Raw genomic sequence first — 18,825 nt, forward strand, 5'->3', positions numbered from 1 at the left:
ACTGTTTTTTGAACTTCTATACAAATATTTTAATCAAAAATTATCTAATAATTCCTTTCTTTTTTTGTCATATTCATCCTTAGTTATTAATTTATGTTCATACATATCCTTAATTTTTTCTAATTTATTCATAGAATCATTTGAGTTAGAATTTTTTAATATTTTTGTATTTCGGTAGTTATATCCTTTAGGACATCTGTAAATACTAAAACTAGCATTACCTGCTTCTCCAAAACCTGCAGATAAATAGTGTTGTAAATAAGCGTTCCCATTATTAATAATAACATCGTTTATCATTAAAATTTTTGCATTTTCGACATGCATATCATGTCCCAAGCCAATTAGATTTAATACTCTAGATTTTTTAATAAACTCACAACCCATTGTTGCAGAATCATTAGGAAGTTCTAAAATATTGTTTGAACCAGGAATAGGTTTATGTGCACAACCTGAAAATAAAAATATTCCTATACTTAAAATAATTGAAGTAATTTTCATAATAGTTCCTTTATAATAGTTTTTCTATGATAACAAAATTTTATCTAAAGAATCTGATAAAAGATTCAATTTTAATTGAAGTTTATAAAAAGGTATACGATAATCATATTTAAGAATTATGCTAGCGTAATAATACATGTTCAATAAGGACTGCTTTAGCAACAGTCTAGTTTATAAGGTGTCATTCCAATTCTTGTTTAATCCACACCAACTCTAAAACCTGGCAGATATAGTACATTATTACTTCTTTAAGATTTACACATTAATAAAATAAATATTTTTACTATATTTAAAAGATACAAAGTTATAATACTTCTATGAATAAAATACAATCCTTTCCGAATGCGCAACAAGTTAAAAGTGATATAAAAGATAAATATACAACTTCAGATAAATTAGAAGAGTGGGAAAACTTTGCTATTAAAATGATTAAAGTATACGAGGTTAGAGAACATAAGAGAGAAGAACAAGAAAGAAAATGTCTTCATTGTCAAGAAGATCTTCATCCAGATAATAGGTCAAATTCTTTACATCATTTAGATTACGATCATATATGTAAAAATAAAGACCGCCCTCATAAATACAGAGTAAAAGAAAAAAATGATGATATTGAGATTCCCCCTTGCAAAAGTTGTAAGGAAGAGTCACCTAAATTATTCAATCAATGCATGGATAAAATTGTTTATGTTCATCAAGAGTGTCATAATGTTATACATGAAATTGAAGAACCAGTTGATAAAGATGGAAATCTTATATTCTAGTATGTAATTAACTTTATTAGATCGTTATCATAAATTAAATTTTCAGTTAATAATCTATCAACATTAAATAGGATATAAAACTCTAAACAGTCTTATCCTAAAATTTTTATATTTGGAGCAGTTTTTACAAAAAAATAGCTTGTTCCAAAAAAAGTTGAATTGTGGAACATTCTCCAAAAGTACAGTTTGTTGAACTTTTTGCAGCCACTTGTAAATAAACCCTTCTTTACTACTAATATAGTGAAGTTTTATGAATATTGAAGGAGTGCAAAATAGCCATTTAAATTTGTCAATTCAATCATTAACATAAGGGTCTATAACAATTACTCTTAAATTTTATATTTTAATGAAAACTATGCGCACATAATTTAGTCTTAGTTATTTAAATATTTCAATCTAAAAAGATGTTTTCATATAACACAATTTGTTTTGTTTTGTATATTCATTATAGAGTCAGCTTGAATCAATATATGATTAAACCCATTTATTTTCAAATCTATCTTCATCTTATTTGTAATAGATTCTATCTCTTGTAATGTTATACTATCATCATCTAATACTATATGAAAAGAAATAAAACTGTATTTTGAACTTGGGTTACTAATATGTAAATCATGATACTCAACTATTCTGGTATCTTTTTTTATAATTTTTTCGAGTTCATGTTCGCTAATATCTGATGTATTCATATCCATAAGAGACAAGAAACTTTTTTTAAGTAGTGGGTATGAATGAAATAAAATATAAACTGAAAAAACCATTGTTAAAATAGAATCAATATAGTAAATTTTAAAAAAATAAATAAATATACCAGCAACAACGACAGCTACTGAAATCAAAGCATCACTTAACATATGTAAATATGCTGATTTTATATTTGCATCTTCGTCACCATTGTGATTATGAGGAGTGTGATCATGTGAAGCACAAGCAGATACTCCAATATTGTTTAAAATATAAGCACTAATACCATTAGCAATAACTGCAATAATACCAACAACTATCATATAAATAGGATCTATAATTTCAGGATTAAAAAATCTATCAATAGATTGATAAATCATTAAAGCCATTGTAATAAATAAGAATAAAGTATTTACAAAAGCAGCCATCATTTCGGCTTTTATGTAACCAAATGTTTTTTTGAATGTTGTAGTTTTCACGCCTAAAATTAAAGCTATATAAGTAATTATAACTGCTAGTACATCACCAGCATTATGTAAGGCATCAGCAATAAGTGCAAATGAGTTGGAGATATACCCAAATATTATTTCAGAAACTACTATTAGTAGATTAACAATGATTATGAGTAGAATTTTCTTTTCTTTTGACATTTTTATCCCTTACTTTATTTATATGTATCATCTTAAAAAGGATTATAGCTAAATGTGACTTAATGAAGAATAGTCTTTAGCAGCAGTTGATTTAAACTTTACCCAATCAAATGCAACTAATAGAATTAAGCAATTAGAAAAGAGTTTAGGTTACCTCCTTTTTCATAGAGTGCCATCTGGTGTTATTTTGACAAAAGAGGGAGAAAAACTCTATCCTATGGCTGTTGAGATTATAAAAAAAGTTGAAATAGCACAATATAAAATGCAAAATATAACTCATCAAGAAACACTTCGTATTGGCTCTGGTCAAGCAAATGTTGCATTAAGATTATTACCCTTTATAGATAAATTAAATAAAAAATATCCAAATATGCAATTAGAACTATATGCAGACGCAAACCCTCAAATATTAGAAAAACTATTAGGTTATAAACTTGATATTGCATTTATTACAGGCGCTCCAAATCATAAAGATTTAATGATTTTAAATAGTTTTGATGATGATTTGTATATGGTAGAACCCAAAAAACAAGATTATACTAACTGTTTATTTGGATACAAGAAAGATAGTACACACTATAAATTTTTAGTTGAATATGAAAAAAATAGAGGTAATGAAAATTTTAAAACAATTTTTATTGAAAACTATGAAGTAATGCTTGGTTGTGTGAAAAATGGAATGGGGAAAGCATATCTATCAAAAAGAATTATTGATAAATATGGCTATTCAAATAATTTAATTCTTACAAAACTTCCAAATGAGTTAAAGACATTCTTGATTTGTAGAAAAGATTATATACCAATAATAAATGAATATTTGAAGAGAGTTAAACTACATTAATTAAAATATAATAAATAATTTGGGTCATATGAACTTCCTATCATTCCTTTTTGAGTAGGAACTTAGAATATTAAGACTTTATAGGACATAAGTTCTTAATAATCTTTTTCTAAACCTCTTATCTTTGGAACATAGTCAACTATTATGAGCTTTCCGTGTTCCACAAAGTGTTCAAAAAGTAAAAACTGTAAAATTCCACAAACATTAAGGGGTTATTGAACAAAAAAAGTAAGCTTTTAAACCATATATTTAAAGCTTCGTCTAATTTTCCTTCAAAAAATATAACCAATAGAGAAAGTCTTAAACTCTAATTGAGAAGAATGTTTAGAAAAGATAATATATTTAATAAATATTTAGAAAAAATGAGTAATATAAATAGTTCAATAGGTTTATTAGTAAGTTAATTATTGAAAAAATGCATTTTACAAGTTACTATTAAAAATAGGCATGTAACTTAACCAACTTGTGGAAAAAACGAAATAAAATAGGTAAAAAATACCTATTTTATATTTATTAAAATAATGAAGATTGGATATATGTATTTCCATCTGTTCCATAAATTTTATTATCTTCAAAATGTTCTTCAACATCTTCTTTTAAATCAAGTATGATAATATCAGTAACCTCATCATCATTAAATTCTTTTTAAATTTTTCTACTTCATCATTTACTTCAAGATTATTAACTATTGAAGAACTAGAATTATTATTGATTGGTTTTTATGGTAATAAGTTTTTTAAATCTTTAGCAGTTATTATAAAATTTTAATCCCAATATTCTTGAGCTTCATCTATTGTAATATCAAATTCTGCAGTTGGATGTAATGGGTTTTTTAACCAACCTCTTAATCTACCAACTTCTGAATTTAATTTTTTGATAAACTTTTTATTTAATTGAAAATGAACATTTCCATATTTATAACCTTTTCAGTTAAAAAAATATCATTTTCTATTTTTGGACAATTCCATTGAATATAATCACTATTGATTTTATATTGAACCTCATCATTCTTATTCTTATCAACATAAACATGAATAACACCATCTATTAATTGAGTTCTTTCATTATTAGGGTTAACTGTTGAAGTATGTAAATAAAACTCTTCAATCACTCCTACGTTAGTTTTTTACCCTACTTTTAAAATTTTCTTTTTAGAACAATTAAAATAGGCTGTTTTTTTCTCTTAAATAAGCCTTAAAACAATTTGCCACTAGAAAAAAGGTCCATTAGCTCTTGACTATATAAAGTTGAACCTGTAACAGTAGCAACCTTTTCGATATTTTGAATAATGAATCCATTCGCAATTCTACTATAGTAAGCGATTTCTTTTTTTATCACATATTTGTTAAATGCTTTAAAATTTGAAATTTTTTCTTTGATTCTAAAAACTTTTAGTATTTCTCCTGTTTCTGTATGAGTAAAATCAACAATTTCAGAAGATTTAATTAAGTCTTCAAAATCTGTATTGTTATCAGCTTCTTGAGTAATTGATTCTTTTTCATTAGAAACAACAATATCAATCTTCTGGATAATAGATTCTTCTTTAGTGAATAAATATTTTATTTCATCACCTATAAACCTTTCCAAGTCTTTATTTAATGAAATGTGTTTTGACATAAAATCATAATTATTTTTTAAATTATCCCCTATTCTCTCAAAAATATATTCTTGTGATTCAGGAAACTTTTCTAACAAAACATCAACTATTTCTTCTGTATCAAATGTTTTTCCACTAAATCTTGCTAAGTAATTAATACTATCAAGACTTTGTAGATATTTCTTCATTATTCTTTTATTTAACATCAAACTTGAAGTAGACATATATATACTTTTTTTAGGAAACTTTTCTAAAAAATAAAGAAAATACTTAATAAGATTTTCTTTTTCAATCAATTTTATTTCTTCTAAATGTTGAACTACTAAAGGATGAACATCTATTGTTTTTGTAACAAATTCTGTATTGTTTAATAAATTCGTATCTGCAAAAAATAAAGGAGTTTTGAAAATAAATCGCATATTTTCTTTAAGTTTGAAAAAGTAACTATCTGTTATATGTTCTTTTATATGTGCCTTGATAGACATTCTTGTACTAACACTAAACCCTTTTGCAAGTGCAAAAGTTTTAATTCCTTCCAGAAGCTTAGTGATTTTTAATTCATAAAGAAAACCTATGTAATCTTTATTTGATAGATTCTCTTGCATTTCTTCTAATAGAATTAATACAATGCCTGATTTATCATTACAAACATAACTCCAATTTGCAGCAGTCATTGATTTATTATGACCACCACAATAAGATATATTTGAGATAATAACCAATGCAAGTTCTCTTAGTGTTAGTGAACCTTTATTTTGGATTATTAATTCTATATTTGATGAGGTTACTAATGAAAATAATGCCTTTTTTTCTTTCTCTTGTCTTTTTCTTTCTTCTTTTAAGATAGAGTAAGCATCTTTTTCTTTTTCAATTCTTGAATAACTTGTGTCAATTTTGACAAAATTATCTATATTAGTATCTAATATCTCATCATAAGTTGTATCATAGAACAAAGTATATAACTTGTTCATTTCATTAATTGTTTCATCATTAAATGATAGGAAATCAAAATAGATACCTTCATATTTAGCATAAAATTCTCTTGATTTAATTAAATCAAATTCTTCTGTACTTTGAATGAATTTACCTTCTTCAAATGCAAATAAACTTGCAACCTCTAATGCTCTAGCTATTACTTCTTTAGAATCAGTATAATAAGCATCTTTTTTAATTATTGCTTCTTTTTCTAATTCTGTAACATTTAAATTATTAAAGTTAATTCTACTTCTTAATTTTGCAATCATATAATTAACAAAATCATGATTATATATATTAGTATTTGATAAGTGTATGAAGTGTGCTATCTCATGCAACAAAGCACTTGTATCTCTTACATCTTCTGCAACTATTAATCCTGATTGAAAGAAAACACCTCTAGCATGTAAATTACCTAGTTTTCTAAACTTTAATGTAAATTTATGAGTGCTATTGATTTTTAATCTTTCTATTTGTTTTATTAGTTTATATGCTTTTTCACAATCACCATCACCATCTATTTCTACAGCTTCAATATATTTGAATTCATTATTCATTAATTTTGAAGCAATTTTTCTAGCTGCTGATTTTTGAGTATGTACACATTGCAATATTCCATCTTTGTTAATGTACGTAGAATTTTGAATAACTTCAGTTATACCACTTCTTTTAAATGTAGTATCAAATGAAAGTTTTTCGTCAAACTCCATAGTATTTCTATAATTATTAAACTTAGTACTTATATGCCCTATTCTCTCAATTAGTTCATCTGCTAGAACGATTGAAGGATAAAGTACTGCTTTCTTTATTTGTTCATTTGAAGTTTCATATAATGCAAGAGCATTAGATAAGTTCTTCAAATCTTTTTTATTTGTATTTAAAACATTTAAATATATTGAATTAATTATTTCAGTTTTTGTTGGAAATGTTTTTTCATTAAGAAAAAATCTAACACCTGATAAAGTAACTTTGTTACCTATTTTGTTGTATGTCTTTCCGAAGAAACTCTCAACATTATTATCAAGTGAATTAATATCCATTACTAGACCATTATTAATACTTAATAAGATATCTTTTGAATCTATTAAGTCTTTTGCAGTCTTATCTATATCTTTTTTAAGTGCTTCAATAAATTCTGATTTAGAACATCCAAAACTTAAAGCTTCTGATGATTTGTCAGTATAGATTGTAGAACCAATTTCATTTAATTTGATAATTTTTCTTAATTTATCTTCATGTTTTGAAACATTTATTAAACTTTTATTTGCCATTTTATTTTCCTTTTAAAAAAGAAAACAGACCAATCCCATAAGGGGTTGGAAAGTTTCCAGAACCCCTTGATGGGTTTTTGTTAGCCAAGTGGCGAGTTTGCTAATTACCAAATTTATTCTGGTAATTATTCTTTTTATTTTTTAAATAAATAAGCTTGAAATATCATTCCAAAAGAAGGCGAGTAAATCATCATCTTCAATTGTTATAATATTGCTATTTATAATGATTGCTAAATCTTCATCAAATGAAAATCTATTATCTTTTATTGTTGAATTAGTACTAGAAATATCTATCTCTTCTAGATTTATTAAAGCTTTTTTCATTAATTGTATATCTAAAATTTCAAATTCTACAGGTAACATTTCGTGTCCTGTACTTATTAAAATTCCAAACTTATTACCATCAAATAATAAATAGTCTTTACCTTCATTAATATCATGATTAAATGCTTCACAAACAGCTTGAGTAATTAGAGTATTTTTTAAAATCCTCATTTTAACAACCTAGTAAGTTCAGCTCTTAATTCAATATGCTTATCTGTTTTTTTAATCTTTTCAAAATCAAAATAATTTCTAAGTCTTCTTAATGCAGGGTTATTACTATTTAAAACATAGTGTTTCCAACATCTTGTAGATGTCATTAAATTTAAAAGTTCAAAAGTGATTAATTCAATATTTAAATCATTTAGAAGCTTTTTCTTTTCTAAAACTTCATTACTATGTATATTAAACAAAGCATTTAATTCAAATCGAGTGATTTTTTTTAATTTTTCACCATCAAAATATAAAAAGTCTTTATTTGTTGTATTTAAGTAATACCAAATATTTGATAATCTAAATTCCATTTGTTTTTCAGATTTAGAATAATCATGTTTATTAATATCTAGTAAGCAAATGCTAGTTCCTTTATCCCTATAGGCATATAGAAACGCACCCTTGTAGTTTTTTAGTATAGATTTATCTGTAACAGTTAAATCTTCTTTAAAATACTTTAAAGTTTTAAGTACTGTATTTTCTAATTCTTTATATATATTTTTGCTCATAATGTTTGTTTCCTTATTTTGAGAAAACAGACCAATCCCATAAGGGGTTGGAAAGTTTCCAGAACCCCTTTGGGTTTTTATTAGCTTATAGCAACTTAGTTAGATGATATTAATTCATCTTTATTATGTAGTTTATGACTAGTTAAGACACAAGTATAATTGAAGTGACTTTTTGATTAATAATAGTATTGATTTGCTCATTAGTTAAAAGACCATAATCTTTAATAATTCCTAATGTTTTATCTTCAACATCTACTTGAGTGTAATTATCATCATTATCAGTTTCAGCAATCCAGTTATCAGACTTTTGTAAAGTGTCAATTAAATCTAAATAAGTATCTTGTGGAACTTTTCTAATTGTATATGATGAGGTTATATTCTCAATACCTGCACTTTTGTTAACAGCTGCAAGTTTAATCAATTCAGAAACACTAATTGATATCCTACTTTCTTTATCCATCTGAAGAATTTTATTAAAATCTATATCTTCATATGTTGGTAGTTGATCATTAATAATTTCCCAATCGTAAGTTTCTCCATTTATAACTAAACTTCCTGAATCTTCACCTGCAAGAATTCCATCATTAATTGACGTTATGAAAGTATCTTCAAGCTCATTTGTAAATCCATTAATTTTAATCTCATGTCCAAGTATAGTTGTATAACCATATTCAATTTCAGTAGTCATTTTTTTTCCTTTTAATGTTAATGGTATGAAGTGATTTTCATAAACCATTTAGTTATCGTTAGCCTGTAATGGCATTGTATTTTTAGGTTTAAATAAAATCAAATAAATCAGTTTGCACCTGTTCTTCTACGTGATGAAGTTCATATGCTTTTTTATAGATTTCATTTCCTTTTAATGTATATATAATTGCATTGTCACCAAAGTTAGAAATTTCATTAATTTCTCTATTGATACTTTTTCTAAATGTTAATTCTTGTCTTATTAATATTTCTGATTTTTTATCATATGTAATTTGACCATTATAACCGTCATTTTGACATATTGAAGAACCACCATTTCTAAAATTAGGAGCATGTTCTTTGAAATATTTATTTATTTTTGATATAAATTCTTTTGAAGTTTTAGAATTGCTAATTTCATCTTTCCAATCAAGTAAATTTGAAAAATAGCCATTCATAAATTTTGTAACTTCACAGATTAATACTTCCTCATCTGTTTGATAATCAGCATATGGAACTTTTAAAGTTTTCCTTAACCAATCTATGAAACTAGGTTCAAAGAAGTCAAATGAAGGAAGTTTAGTTTTATCATTATCGCTGTTACGAGAATAATTAAATTTTCTACCATCAAACCAAAATATTTCTTCAATGCATTCTGGATGAACCCATGAAGAGAAAGATAAGTCAGTAGTTACATGTTTATAGCTTTTACGTTTAATAAAGAATAATCTTGTCGTAAACATGACTCTTCTATATAATTCATAATCACTTAATGCACCTGCTCCTGTAATATAATCATAAGTATCATCAAACCAACCATCATCATAACGACCACAATTGTCTTTGTACTTTAAAATTACTCTTTTTAATTCTTCTAATACCTCATCTTTAGAAGGTAAAAATTTTCTCCAATCAATATCTGAATAAAGCCAATATGCATTTGAATCATTAAATAATTCAAAGAATGTATATTGCTTCATAAGATTTGATCTTTGAACTTTGTTACGAGTATTGAAATAACTATTCCATACTCTATCTTCTCCTTGTTTTGGTGAATCAGGTAACTTATCAAGAATAATTCCAGATTGAGGTTCTTCAAATAATGATAATTGAATACTTTCATTGCTTTTCTCAAAACTTTTTAGTAAATCAACCCAATTTAAAATCTCATTTACACAAGATTCCAAATATTCAATATCACTCTTTCTATTGTACATTTCATGATTAGCATCATTTTTTTGTATTTTTAACTGTAACCAAACACTAAATTTAACATTTGTATTAACTTTATGTATTTTATCTTTACAAGTTAGTAAATTATATTTTTCATTTGAAGAATCAAGTTCAACGACATCAAAATATTTACAAAGCTTGTCAAAGTCTTTTATTTTATTTTTTTCATTTATTAAGTTATTAAAACTCATGTTTTTTCTCCCATAAATGTTTTCCATCTGCACAAGTCCACCAACCATCTAAATCATAGTTCTTTTCTTTTGTTCCAAATCTAAATGGTGAAGTATAACTTTCAAAAGAAGATGGTTCTTTATAAAAGCAGTAGCCTTTATAATCTCCTATAACTTTCCATTTTTCGCCTTTTAATAGTGCAATTGATAATGCTTTCCTATCTTTAAACTTTTTAGTAATTTTATTCATATTTTCTCTTTTTCATTACCCTATTGATGGGGTAGTTATTTTTGTTTTTAATCTTTAAAATAAAGATTGTTGTTTGTAAACTTCTTTTGTATCAAAGAAGTCATATATTGCGTTAAATAGTGAACACCACATTATTCTAATAAGATGTACGTGGTTTCCTCTATCAATCATTATTTGATTATTCCAATGACAATGCCATATCTGAAATTTATAATTTTCAAACTTTTTATTGATTGAACAACAGTCAGCCCTGTATTTAATAACACGAGTTCCTGTAATTCCATATATGTATTCATAAACCATTTCGTCAGCAGCATCATGTTCTTCTGAAACAAAAGTACTAGAGAATTTAATTGGTTTAGGAAAGTTAAGTAATTTTTCTTTTAATTTTTTGCCAGAACTGATACTTTTTAAATCAAAGTTACCAATGTATATATTGAAACATTCTTCAATTGCATCAATGTCAATTTGTTTAAATTCAACATCATTATATTTTGTATCTGTATATCGTTCTAGCCATTCTTTTATATTTTCTAAATTGGGTTTCATGTGAAATTCCTATTATTAATTTTCAAACCATCTCATTTTGTCTTGTAAGGAAATACTTTCACAATGGATAATGTCACCTTTTTTATTGAACTCATCTAATTGTTCAAAGTGACTACCATAATCTCCGTCATATCCGAATAAGTTATGTTCTGGTTGTTTAATTTCTTTATTTTCTAATTTATTCAAAAAGGTAATAAAACCAATTTTGTCTTTTCGCCACTCTTCTCTAATATAGTTTTCTTTTGTTGAGTCAACAAAATCCATGCTAGTTTCAAGAGGTAGTATTTTTATGTAGTTAATAAGCATTTGCTTATCTGATAATTTAATTTTGTTTGAGTGTAGTGATTTCATTAAAGCTATAGAGTTTTTTTCTTTTTTTTCAAGTTGAATAGCCATTTGACAAAAGTATCTATCACAAAACTTACTGCTATCAAAAGCAAACTTATCGTTTTCATCATAAACATATTTCCAATTGTACACATCAACATAACCTACTTTAGGTTTAGTAAAATCTCTCATTTCTTCAACAGCAACTAATACTCTAGGATATAAGGGATTGATTAGGTGTTTAAAATTTCTATCATGAGCAATTTTTACAACACTCATATCTAAGTCACCATCTTCAATCCAACATTCTTGAATATAAGCTAATTCTGCATCTGTAATAAGAGGTGTTTTTCTTTCTTCTATTACTTTTCTTTCACATTTTAATAATTCAGATAACATTCTTTTTCTAAAATATAAAGTGTAACCCCCAGGAATTTTCATTCCATGTCGGTGGTTATCAAAATCATAATTTTTCATTTTATGTTTACCATGAATATATACATCTCTATTATGATCCCAATGACCATCTCTATATTTAGCAAACCAATTTCTTAGTTTTTCCATTTCTTTCATGTATGGGTAGTGTTTAGTTAAGTTACCTAATGTTTTGTCTTTTTCAAAAATCATACAAGACCAACATCCGTATCTAGCACTCATTCCACATTGTAATTTAGAGCCTGTTTCAAAACCTTCTAAAAGACTTCTACATTCATCTCCATCACCAGATGCTTCAGCATAAACTCTTCCAAGGGTTAACGAATCAATCCAAGTAAGTTTGTGATTATCAATATGATTCCAAACGTCAGAAGTATTCCAATGTTCAATAGGAGCATAGAGATTACAATCTTTGAATTCATGTACTTTAAACGAGCCTTCAACCGTTTGTGCTTTCATACGATTTTTTCTCTCTAATGATTCATCTTGTCTTTGACCTGTAATTGCAATAAAACCGTTTTTAGTTTGATTTAAAATGTTAACAATTAGTTTCTTTTGAGGTTGGATTTTTAAACGATCAGTACACCATCTTTTTGAATTTCTAGAGGGCATAATGTAACCTTTTCCAATCAGCAAAGAGAAATAAGTGTTCTTAGTACTAGGTGAAACTTTTCTTACATCTAAACAAAGCTTGTGTTTAATACCAAATTCATCAATCTTATTGATTGAGTTTAAAATACCTTCTATAACGGGGTCCATTTCAAGTAAAGTATCAGAAAAGATTACATAAGTAGTCTTATTAATAAATTCTTGTCCATACATATGTTTAATTAATAATAATGACTTTAGAACTACATCCATAGTTACAGTTGAATCTTTTCCACCCGAATATGCACAACTAAAAACTCTTGAATCAACAACATATAGGTATATTAATTCGCTATATGTATTTATCTGTTTTAGTATGATAGGAGCAGTAAAACCTTCTATATCTAATGAGGTTATACAATTTAAAAAAGATTCAATATCTTGTTTAATTAATGTAATTAGTTCTTTGTCAAAACCTTTATCTTTAAATGATTTTCTTTGTAGTTTTTTTATTTTATCCTCAAAGATTCTTATATTAGGTCTATATGACATAATCTTCCTTTTTGTTGAATGCCAATAATTGGTATTATTTATTAAAATTTGAACACACCATAAAGAGATGTACTAACCCAAAGGGAAAGTAAAATCCCTAGGGGTTTAGCTTTAAAAGCGATTAATTTATTATTCTTTTATTGATTTAAGCCCAATCTTTACCTTCAGTACCATAATTACTATATGTTTTTTTATATAGGCTTTTTGATTCTGATACTTTGATAAAATATTTATTTTGATCAAACTTACAAACAATATATTTCTTTATTAAATAACAATCTGTAGTAACAAGATCAATTGATGTTTCAAAATCAATGTCACGTCCTTTATAGATAGGTTTTTTATGAGAATAATAAGAACCAAAGTCTTTATTTGAAAGTCTGTTTAGTAACTTTTTATCAATATCCTTCATACAAAAAGTATTTACTTCTCGATGTGCATCTATATTGTCTAAGTTATATCCATAGTTTTCAATATCAAATTCAACTTCTTCTTTATTATCTATGTAATAAATTTCCTTTTCATCAATAACTATTTTCTTTAAAGAAAAAACATCTAATTCATTTTCTTCTAAAGCATTAAATGCATATTGAAAATAAGAAACATCTAATTCTTTCTCTACTGTTTTTGATAAAAATAAGTCTATTACTTCTTGATTATTAATAATTTCACATTCATTTAATCTATTAAAAAAGATTTCATTAAATTTTGTGTTCATTCTATTTCCTTTTATTGAATACCATTAATTGGTATTATTATTTAAAATTCAAATACACCTTGTTTTGATGCATGTTCAAATTTTTTAAATTCTTTTGGAGAAAAGTTAACAATTGAAGTATCACAGCTATCAGCACTAATGCTTCTTGCAAATTGAAGTCTTCTTTTTGAACTTACTCTTCCTATATGACATCTTTTATCATACTTATGAGCTAGTTTTGTCCACGATTCCATTGTTTTTAATTTCCATTCGACTTCTGTTGATTTTGGTTTTCCAAATCCGTTAAACGTAGGAGAGCCACCAACAAACAAACCATCAAATTCTATATTTTGTTTATTATTATGTTTACATAGATAAGGTTCTACATCAACTAATTCCATACCATTTTGTACAACTAAAAATTTCGGAAATGGACAAAAATCTAATTTAGATAAATAACTAATGCTATATTCTAAAGATTCAATACCACCACCGATAATGTCAGGTACAACGATAAAATCAGGAAATTTTCTTTCTCTATGCAATGTTCGTAGTTTTTCCTTAAACTTTTTGTCATTAAAGGATAAACCATTTATAAAATCAGCAAATACACCATTATCAAATGCGAAGCCATGTTGTTGAGCATCACTTTGTTTAATTCTTAACATATTTACAGTTTCCATTGTGGACCAATTATTCTCATAAGTAGCAGTTCTTTTTTTACCTGTTGGAGAACCAATATAAAGTTTAGTTTTTGGAATATAGTTCATACCCATAAACTTAAATATTTCAATATCATCAACAAAACTATCTTCTTCAATACTTAGATCAAGTAAACTATTTTGTAAAACAAATTCAGTTGCCTTGTATCTAAACACTTCAGTATGATAATCAATATCTAACATTGAAACAGGTGGTAAGTAAAACTCATATTGATTTGCAACAATAATTTCACCAATTAAGAGATAGCCATAGTGATGATTAAATGCAATATAACCTGTATATTCATTCATTAGATTTCTCTAAAGTGATTTAAGTCAATTTTATTTATCATTACACCAAATGAATGAGTGTCATCTATCCATTGATTAGAACCATTAGTATAGAAGTTTTCTTTAAATCCCTTATAGAGTTCTTCAAAGCCTTCTAGCATAGCATTGTAAGCTTCATCATATGATTCAAAATAACCAAATTCAACTCTTGAGTTTGAATCAAAATGTGTATTGAATTGGGAAAGTTGATATATGTGATTAAATTTATTTATTTTTATAGTTACTTTATAAGAAGTGCCTTTAGCCCATTCTTTGTTTTTTATATAGTTATAAATACCGATTTTCTCAAAAGAAATATTTTCAAAAATCTTAGTTAATTCTTCTTGTAAATCTAAACATTCTTGATTGAATTCAAATGTTATAGCGTTTTGACAATATAAATCACTAGATAAGTATTGATAATTTAAATCTGGTATTGAATCTAACTGGTTTTTTATAACTTGTAATATATTTTTATTTTTAAACATAATAATTGCCTTATAAATTTAAATAAGAGAATACTAACCCAAAGGGAAAGTAAAATCCCTAGGGGTTAGCTTTAAAAGCGACTAGTAAGTAATTTAATTTTTATTGAATACCATTAATTAGGTATTATTAATTTTCTTTTGAGTTTTCAATTATGCTTTTTGTAATTCTTTCAAAATCATCAAGCATGTAATCAAGTGGGTAATTAATATTATAAATAATTTTTTCGTCTGAATCTGAATTTAATATTTCAGTTGTAGACATTTGTTTCATCATAATTTTAATATAAGAGCTATACTCTTCATATGGGTTAGTAATATTTTTACTATCTAAAACAGTATGTAATATTGCATAAAATTCTTCATCTTCATCATAAATTTTTTCAATAAGTTTAGCTTCCTCTTTATAAGAATCAGTAAAATCATCATCAAAAATCATTGAGTATTCGTCATTGCTTGTTTTTTCAGCTACATAAACATGTAAAGAAGACCCAGATGTTAATTCAACTAAGTATTCTTTTGCATTAAATTTAATTTCTTTTCCGTAACTCATAAGTTATCCTTGTTTATTTTATATATAATAAGTATTGTTTCTAGTTGAACAAAATTCCATAATCACGTCTTAATACATCCATCTCTAACTTTTCGTTAAATACCATAAGACCTACTCTAATTCCTTTAGGAACAGGTGTATTATCTAAATAACAAAAATTCATGAACATATCTTTCTCATCATCAACTCTTTCTGTTATACACTTAGATTCAATTGAATCTTTTTTAAAGTAGTATGTACGAACTAATTGAATTGCTTCAAAACGAAGATTAATAGGAACATCTGGATGAAAATAAAAACTATGATTTTTTGCATAATAATCGAAAAAATCATCTGTATTTTCTCCACCAGATTTTTTGTAATATTCTTTTAAAATTTCCATTCCTTCAAATGCTGTATCAAACTTCCAATAATGAAATTTATGATTCATTTGATTTTTCCATTCATCATTTGACCCATTGATAATTAAATCATTAATAGTCAAAGGGTCAAGTCCTAGTTCTTTAAAAAAATCCTTAAACATTTTATTTTCATGTCCAAGTTTTTTAATCGCATTTACACTTTCTAATGTAGATAGTTTCTTATTATTCATAATATTTCCTGATTTTTGATTTTATTCATAAAAGACATTAATTGTATTTATGAATGTTAATTAGTTAGTAATGTGCTATTACAACATTTATTTAGTATTGAGATTCAACACAATTTCCATGAGAAAATTTGTATCTTTGTAATTCCTCTAATGTAACATTAGGATATTTTTCTTTAGCTTCATTTAGCATATCAATTAATGTAAATGCATTGCCTTTATTGTTTCCATCTTTATGAAGTCTTGCAGTAGCACCAAGATTTGGAACTTTCATTTTTAAAACTTTTTCTGTTTTATTTATGAAGTCTTCAATAGATGTATTATCTTTATAGTTCAAACAATTAATAGTAATTTGTGTATTAGTTTTAATTGCAGCTTCTAATTGTTGATTTAGATATGTTGTTGATATCTTTTCTAGTAAGTCGATTCTAATTGTTTTCTTTTGATCTGGATGAGGTTTAGCTAATTTATTTAAAACAATATTGTGATTGTTCTTATAATGCTTTAGTTTATTCTCTTCTAAAACAACCCACTCTTTGAATTTCATAGGTAAGTTCATATATAACCATAATATTTCCATGTGAGAGCCACTTGAAAAAGGACAAAAAATACAATTAGAGGGAAAGGGAACTTCAATATTTAACGAATTAATATACTGTTGACAAGTTGTTCTATCATAACCTATATCAAGTAATGGATATTCAGTAATTATAGATTGTCTTTTCCATTTCTCCTTGTATTCTACATTGTAAGTGAATTCAATTAGAATTTCTTTTTTATTAATTTGAATATATCTATCTGAATCTTTATAGGACACTTTTAAGTTACCATGTTCAGAAGTTGCAAAATATTCAATACCTTTAATAGTTCGCAGATGACCTAATGTTTTATTATTATTCATTAAGATGTGCCAAGAACCATTTACTCTTTTTTCTTCATTTTTAGATATGCCTATAAGAAATCTTATTTTCCCATGATATTTTGCATATTCTACATATTCTCTTTTATTACCTTTGGGTAGATTGTATTTCTTTGAAATTCTATCGCCTAAGTAATTGTATTGAGGTAGTAATTTTAAGTTGTGAGTACAGCTTTTAGGATAACCCATTGAACCAATTGTTGGTGTATTAAGTTTCCATTGATAAGTTAGTGTTTGCCAAGTTCTAGAATGAAACCCCATATCATTAGTAATTTTTACAAATTCAATATTATGTAATTTACACAATGGAATAAGAACTCTATCAATATAATCATACGTGAAAGGATGTTCGTTTCCTGTATCTGCAAAGAGTACTAGTAATTGATGTGTAGCATATTTCTTTCTAAAGTCTTTGTCATAACAGATTTTTAAAAAAATTGTCATACTATCTTGCCCTGCACCCATACATAAAACTGTTAAGTTACTAAGTGATTTTTCATTGACAAAAATATCATCAAATTTATCAAATAGATTTGTTTCTAAGTAAGACATTGTAATTCTCCATTATAAAGACCATACACCACGTTGAACATTGTTATAATGTTTTTGTAGTAATTGTCTAATTTTAGCTTTCCAATGAGTGTTATTAGTAATTAGATGTGCTGCAACTCTTTCAATTTCATCATAGATAATATTGAGTGGAGCAGTCTTATATTTCATCATTACGATTCTAATTGCATTTCTCCAAGTTGTAGCCACCCTCTTTTGTAATTCTGAAGCAATATCAAATGAAATTGCAATCATAGATTTTTTCTTTTTCTTCCATAAAATTAAATATTCATGAAGAATGGGAATAAAATTACCGTTATAATGCGTATTGTTAGATAAACAATTATGCTGAAGTTTAATAGTTACAGATAAAAGTTCATCTTTAGGCATCATTTGTATAAAGTCGGATTGGTAACTTCTAAAGCTTCCATTCTTTCTATGGTCACCAATTAAAGTTGAATAAATACCACCCTCTTTTGTTGCTTCTCTTTGGTTAAATAACATTAGTTGAGATTTTGAAATAAATTCTTCTGGATTATCACATCTTGAAGTATCTCCAACTATTGCATCATCACCATAAACAGAACCAGAATAAGTAATCATATTGTGATATGGGGGATGAGTAAAACATATATCTGTAGGATGAGGTAATTGTTCTAGTATTGAATCTTTTGTAAAGTCATTGCCATTATATAAATCTAGACCTACATAATTTACATTCATATCTTTACATACATCTCTTGATGTTCCAGAACCTTCACACGCATCAACAAACAAGTTTGGACGGAAATGTTCAATCATCTCTTTGATAATATATCCTGAACTATTTCCTCTCCAACTTGACTTTCCCCATTTACCTCTATTTGGATAACTTAATACACTTTTCATTTT

General features: G+C 26.1%; 20 protein-coding genes and 1 pseudogene. 3 read left to right on the forward strand and 18 right to left on the reverse strand.

What is annotated here, in order from left to right:
- Nucleotides 1-33: 33 nt before the first annotated feature.
- Nucleotides 34-498 (reverse strand): SHOCT domain-containing protein, encoded by a 465-nt coding sequence (locus GBG18_RS04770; protein WP_152188886.1) that lies wholly within the window; start codon nucleotides 496-498, stop codon nucleotides 34-36.
- 317 nt (nucleotides 499-815) lie between these two features.
- Between GBG18_RS04770 and GBG18_RS04775 the strand changes: the two genes are divergently transcribed.
- Nucleotides 816-1,259 carry a hypothetical protein gene (locus GBG18_RS04775; RefSeq protein WP_152188888.1) on the forward strand — a complete coding sequence of 148 codons (444 nt, stop codon included), beginning with the start codon at nucleotides 816-818 and terminating at the stop codon, nucleotides 1,257-1,259.
- 410 nt (nucleotides 1,260-1,669) lie between these two features.
- On the opposite strand, the gene GBG18_RS04780 is transcribed toward GBG18_RS04775, so the two are convergent.
- Nucleotides 1,670-2,593 carry a cation diffusion facilitator family transporter gene (locus GBG18_RS04780; RefSeq protein ID WP_130234450.1) on the reverse strand — a complete coding sequence of 308 codons (924 nt, stop codon included), beginning with the start codon at nucleotides 2,591-2,593 and terminating at the stop codon, nucleotides 1,670-1,672.
- An 88-nt stretch (nucleotides 2,594-2,681) separates the two neighbouring features.
- Here GBG18_RS04780 and GBG18_RS15640 point away from each other — a divergent pair.
- Together GBG18_RS15640 and GBG18_RS04785 are read left to right on the forward strand one after the other, a co-directional pair.
- A pseudogene (locus GBG18_RS15640) lies at nucleotides 2,682-2,786 on the forward strand (helix-turn-helix domain-containing protein); the annotation flags it as partial.
- 69 nt (nucleotides 2,787-2,855) lie between these two features.
- Entirely contained in the window at nucleotides 2,856-3,434 is a 579-nt protein-coding gene (locus tag GBG18_RS04785) for a LysR substrate-binding domain-containing protein (protein ID WP_255467362.1), read from the forward strand.
- A gap of 889 nt (nucleotides 3,435-4,323) precedes the next feature.
- On the opposite strand, the gene GBG18_RS04790 is transcribed toward GBG18_RS04785, so the two are convergent.
- The 16 genes from GBG18_RS04790 to GBG18_RS04865 form a co-directional block, all read right to left on the reverse strand.
- A complete protein-coding gene (locus GBG18_RS04790; protein ID WP_152188892.1) occupies nucleotides 4,324-4,545 on the reverse strand; it encodes a hypothetical protein in 222 nt (73 codons plus the stop codon).
- Between the two features lie 83 nt (nucleotides 4,546-4,628).
- Nucleotides 4,629-7,277 (reverse strand): hypothetical protein, encoded by a 2,649-nt coding sequence (locus GBG18_RS04795; protein ID WP_152188894.1) that lies wholly within the window; start codon nucleotides 7,275-7,277, stop codon nucleotides 4,629-4,631.
- Between the two features lie 141 nt (nucleotides 7,278-7,418).
- A complete protein-coding gene (locus GBG18_RS04800; protein ID WP_152188895.1) occupies nucleotides 7,419-7,772 on the reverse strand; it encodes a hypothetical protein in 354 nt (117 codons plus the stop codon).
- Entirely contained in the window at nucleotides 7,769-8,320 is a 552-nt protein-coding gene (locus GBG18_RS04805; RefSeq protein WP_152188897.1) for a hypothetical protein, read from the reverse strand. The genes GBG18_RS04800 and GBG18_RS04805 overlap by 4 nt, the downstream gene beginning before the upstream one ends.
- 142 nt (nucleotides 8,321-8,462) lie before the next feature.
- Nucleotides 8,463-9,008 carry a hypothetical protein gene (locus GBG18_RS04810; protein ID WP_152188899.1) on the reverse strand — a complete coding sequence of 182 codons (546 nt, stop codon included), beginning with the start codon at nucleotides 9,006-9,008 and terminating at the stop codon, nucleotides 8,463-8,465.
- A gap of 88 nt (nucleotides 9,009-9,096) precedes the next feature.
- The gene (locus GBG18_RS04815) at nucleotides 9,097-10,431 is read right to left on the reverse strand and encodes a hypothetical protein (protein ID WP_152188900.1); all 1,335 of its coding nucleotides are present in this window, start codon (nucleotides 10,429-10,431) and stop codon (nucleotides 9,097-9,099) included.
- A complete protein-coding gene (locus GBG18_RS04820) occupies nucleotides 10,421-10,660 on the reverse strand; it encodes a hypothetical protein (protein ID WP_152188902.1) in 240 nt (79 codons plus the stop codon). The genes GBG18_RS04815 and GBG18_RS04820 overlap by 11 nt, the downstream gene beginning before the upstream one ends.
- A 54-nt stretch (nucleotides 10,661-10,714) precedes the next feature.
- Complete coding sequence (locus GBG18_RS04825) at nucleotides 10,715-11,209, reverse strand: hypothetical protein (protein ID WP_152188904.1); 495 nt, start codon at nucleotides 11,207-11,209, stop codon at nucleotides 10,715-10,717.
- Between the two features lie 15 nt (nucleotides 11,210-11,224).
- A complete protein-coding gene (locus tag GBG18_RS04830) occupies nucleotides 11,225-13,111 on the reverse strand; it encodes a phosphoadenosine phosphosulfate reductase domain-containing protein (protein WP_152188906.1) in 1,887 nt (628 codons plus the stop codon).
- A 145-nt stretch (nucleotides 13,112-13,256) separates the two neighbouring features.
- Nucleotides 13,257-13,829, reverse strand: a complete 573-nt coding sequence (locus GBG18_RS04835; RefSeq protein WP_152188907.1) for a hypothetical protein — start codon at nucleotides 13,827-13,829, stop codon at nucleotides 13,257-13,259.
- Between the two features lie 41 nt (nucleotides 13,830-13,870).
- Complete coding sequence (locus tag GBG18_RS04840; RefSeq protein WP_152188909.1) at nucleotides 13,871-14,821, reverse strand: hypothetical protein; 951 nt, start codon at nucleotides 14,819-14,821, stop codon at nucleotides 13,871-13,873.
- Nucleotides 14,821-15,327, reverse strand: a complete 507-nt coding sequence (locus GBG18_RS04845; protein ID WP_152188911.1) for a hypothetical protein — start codon at nucleotides 15,325-15,327, stop codon at nucleotides 14,821-14,823. Before GBG18_RS04845 ends, GBG18_RS04840 begins: the two co-directional genes overlap by 1 nt.
- A 127-nt stretch (nucleotides 15,328-15,454) precedes the next feature.
- Nucleotides 15,455-15,877, reverse strand: coding sequence for a hypothetical protein (locus GBG18_RS04850; protein ID WP_152188913.1), 423 nt, complete (start codon nucleotides 15,875-15,877; stop codon nucleotides 15,455-15,457).
- A 40-nt stretch (nucleotides 15,878-15,917) separates the two neighbouring features.
- Nucleotides 15,918-16,469 (reverse strand): hypothetical protein, encoded by a 552-nt coding sequence (locus GBG18_RS04855; protein WP_152188915.1) that lies wholly within the window; start codon nucleotides 16,467-16,469, stop codon nucleotides 15,918-15,920.
- 91 nt (nucleotides 16,470-16,560) lie between these two features.
- On the reverse strand, nucleotides 16,561-17,937 hold the full coding sequence (locus GBG18_RS04860) for an adenine nucleotide alpha hydrolase family protein (protein WP_152188917.1): 1,377 nt from the start codon (nucleotides 17,935-17,937) through the stop codon (nucleotides 16,561-16,563).
- A gap of 12 nt (nucleotides 17,938-17,949) precedes the next feature.
- A complete protein-coding gene (locus GBG18_RS04865) occupies nucleotides 17,950-18,822 on the reverse strand; it encodes a hypothetical protein (protein ID WP_152188919.1) in 873 nt (290 codons plus the stop codon).
- Between the last annotated feature and the right edge of the window lie 3 nt (nucleotides 18,823-18,825).

It is taken from the genome of Poseidonibacter ostreae (genome assembly GCF_009208075.1).
GTDB lineage: Bacteria > Campylobacterota > Campylobacteria > Campylobacterales > Arcobacteraceae > Poseidonibacter > Poseidonibacter ostreae.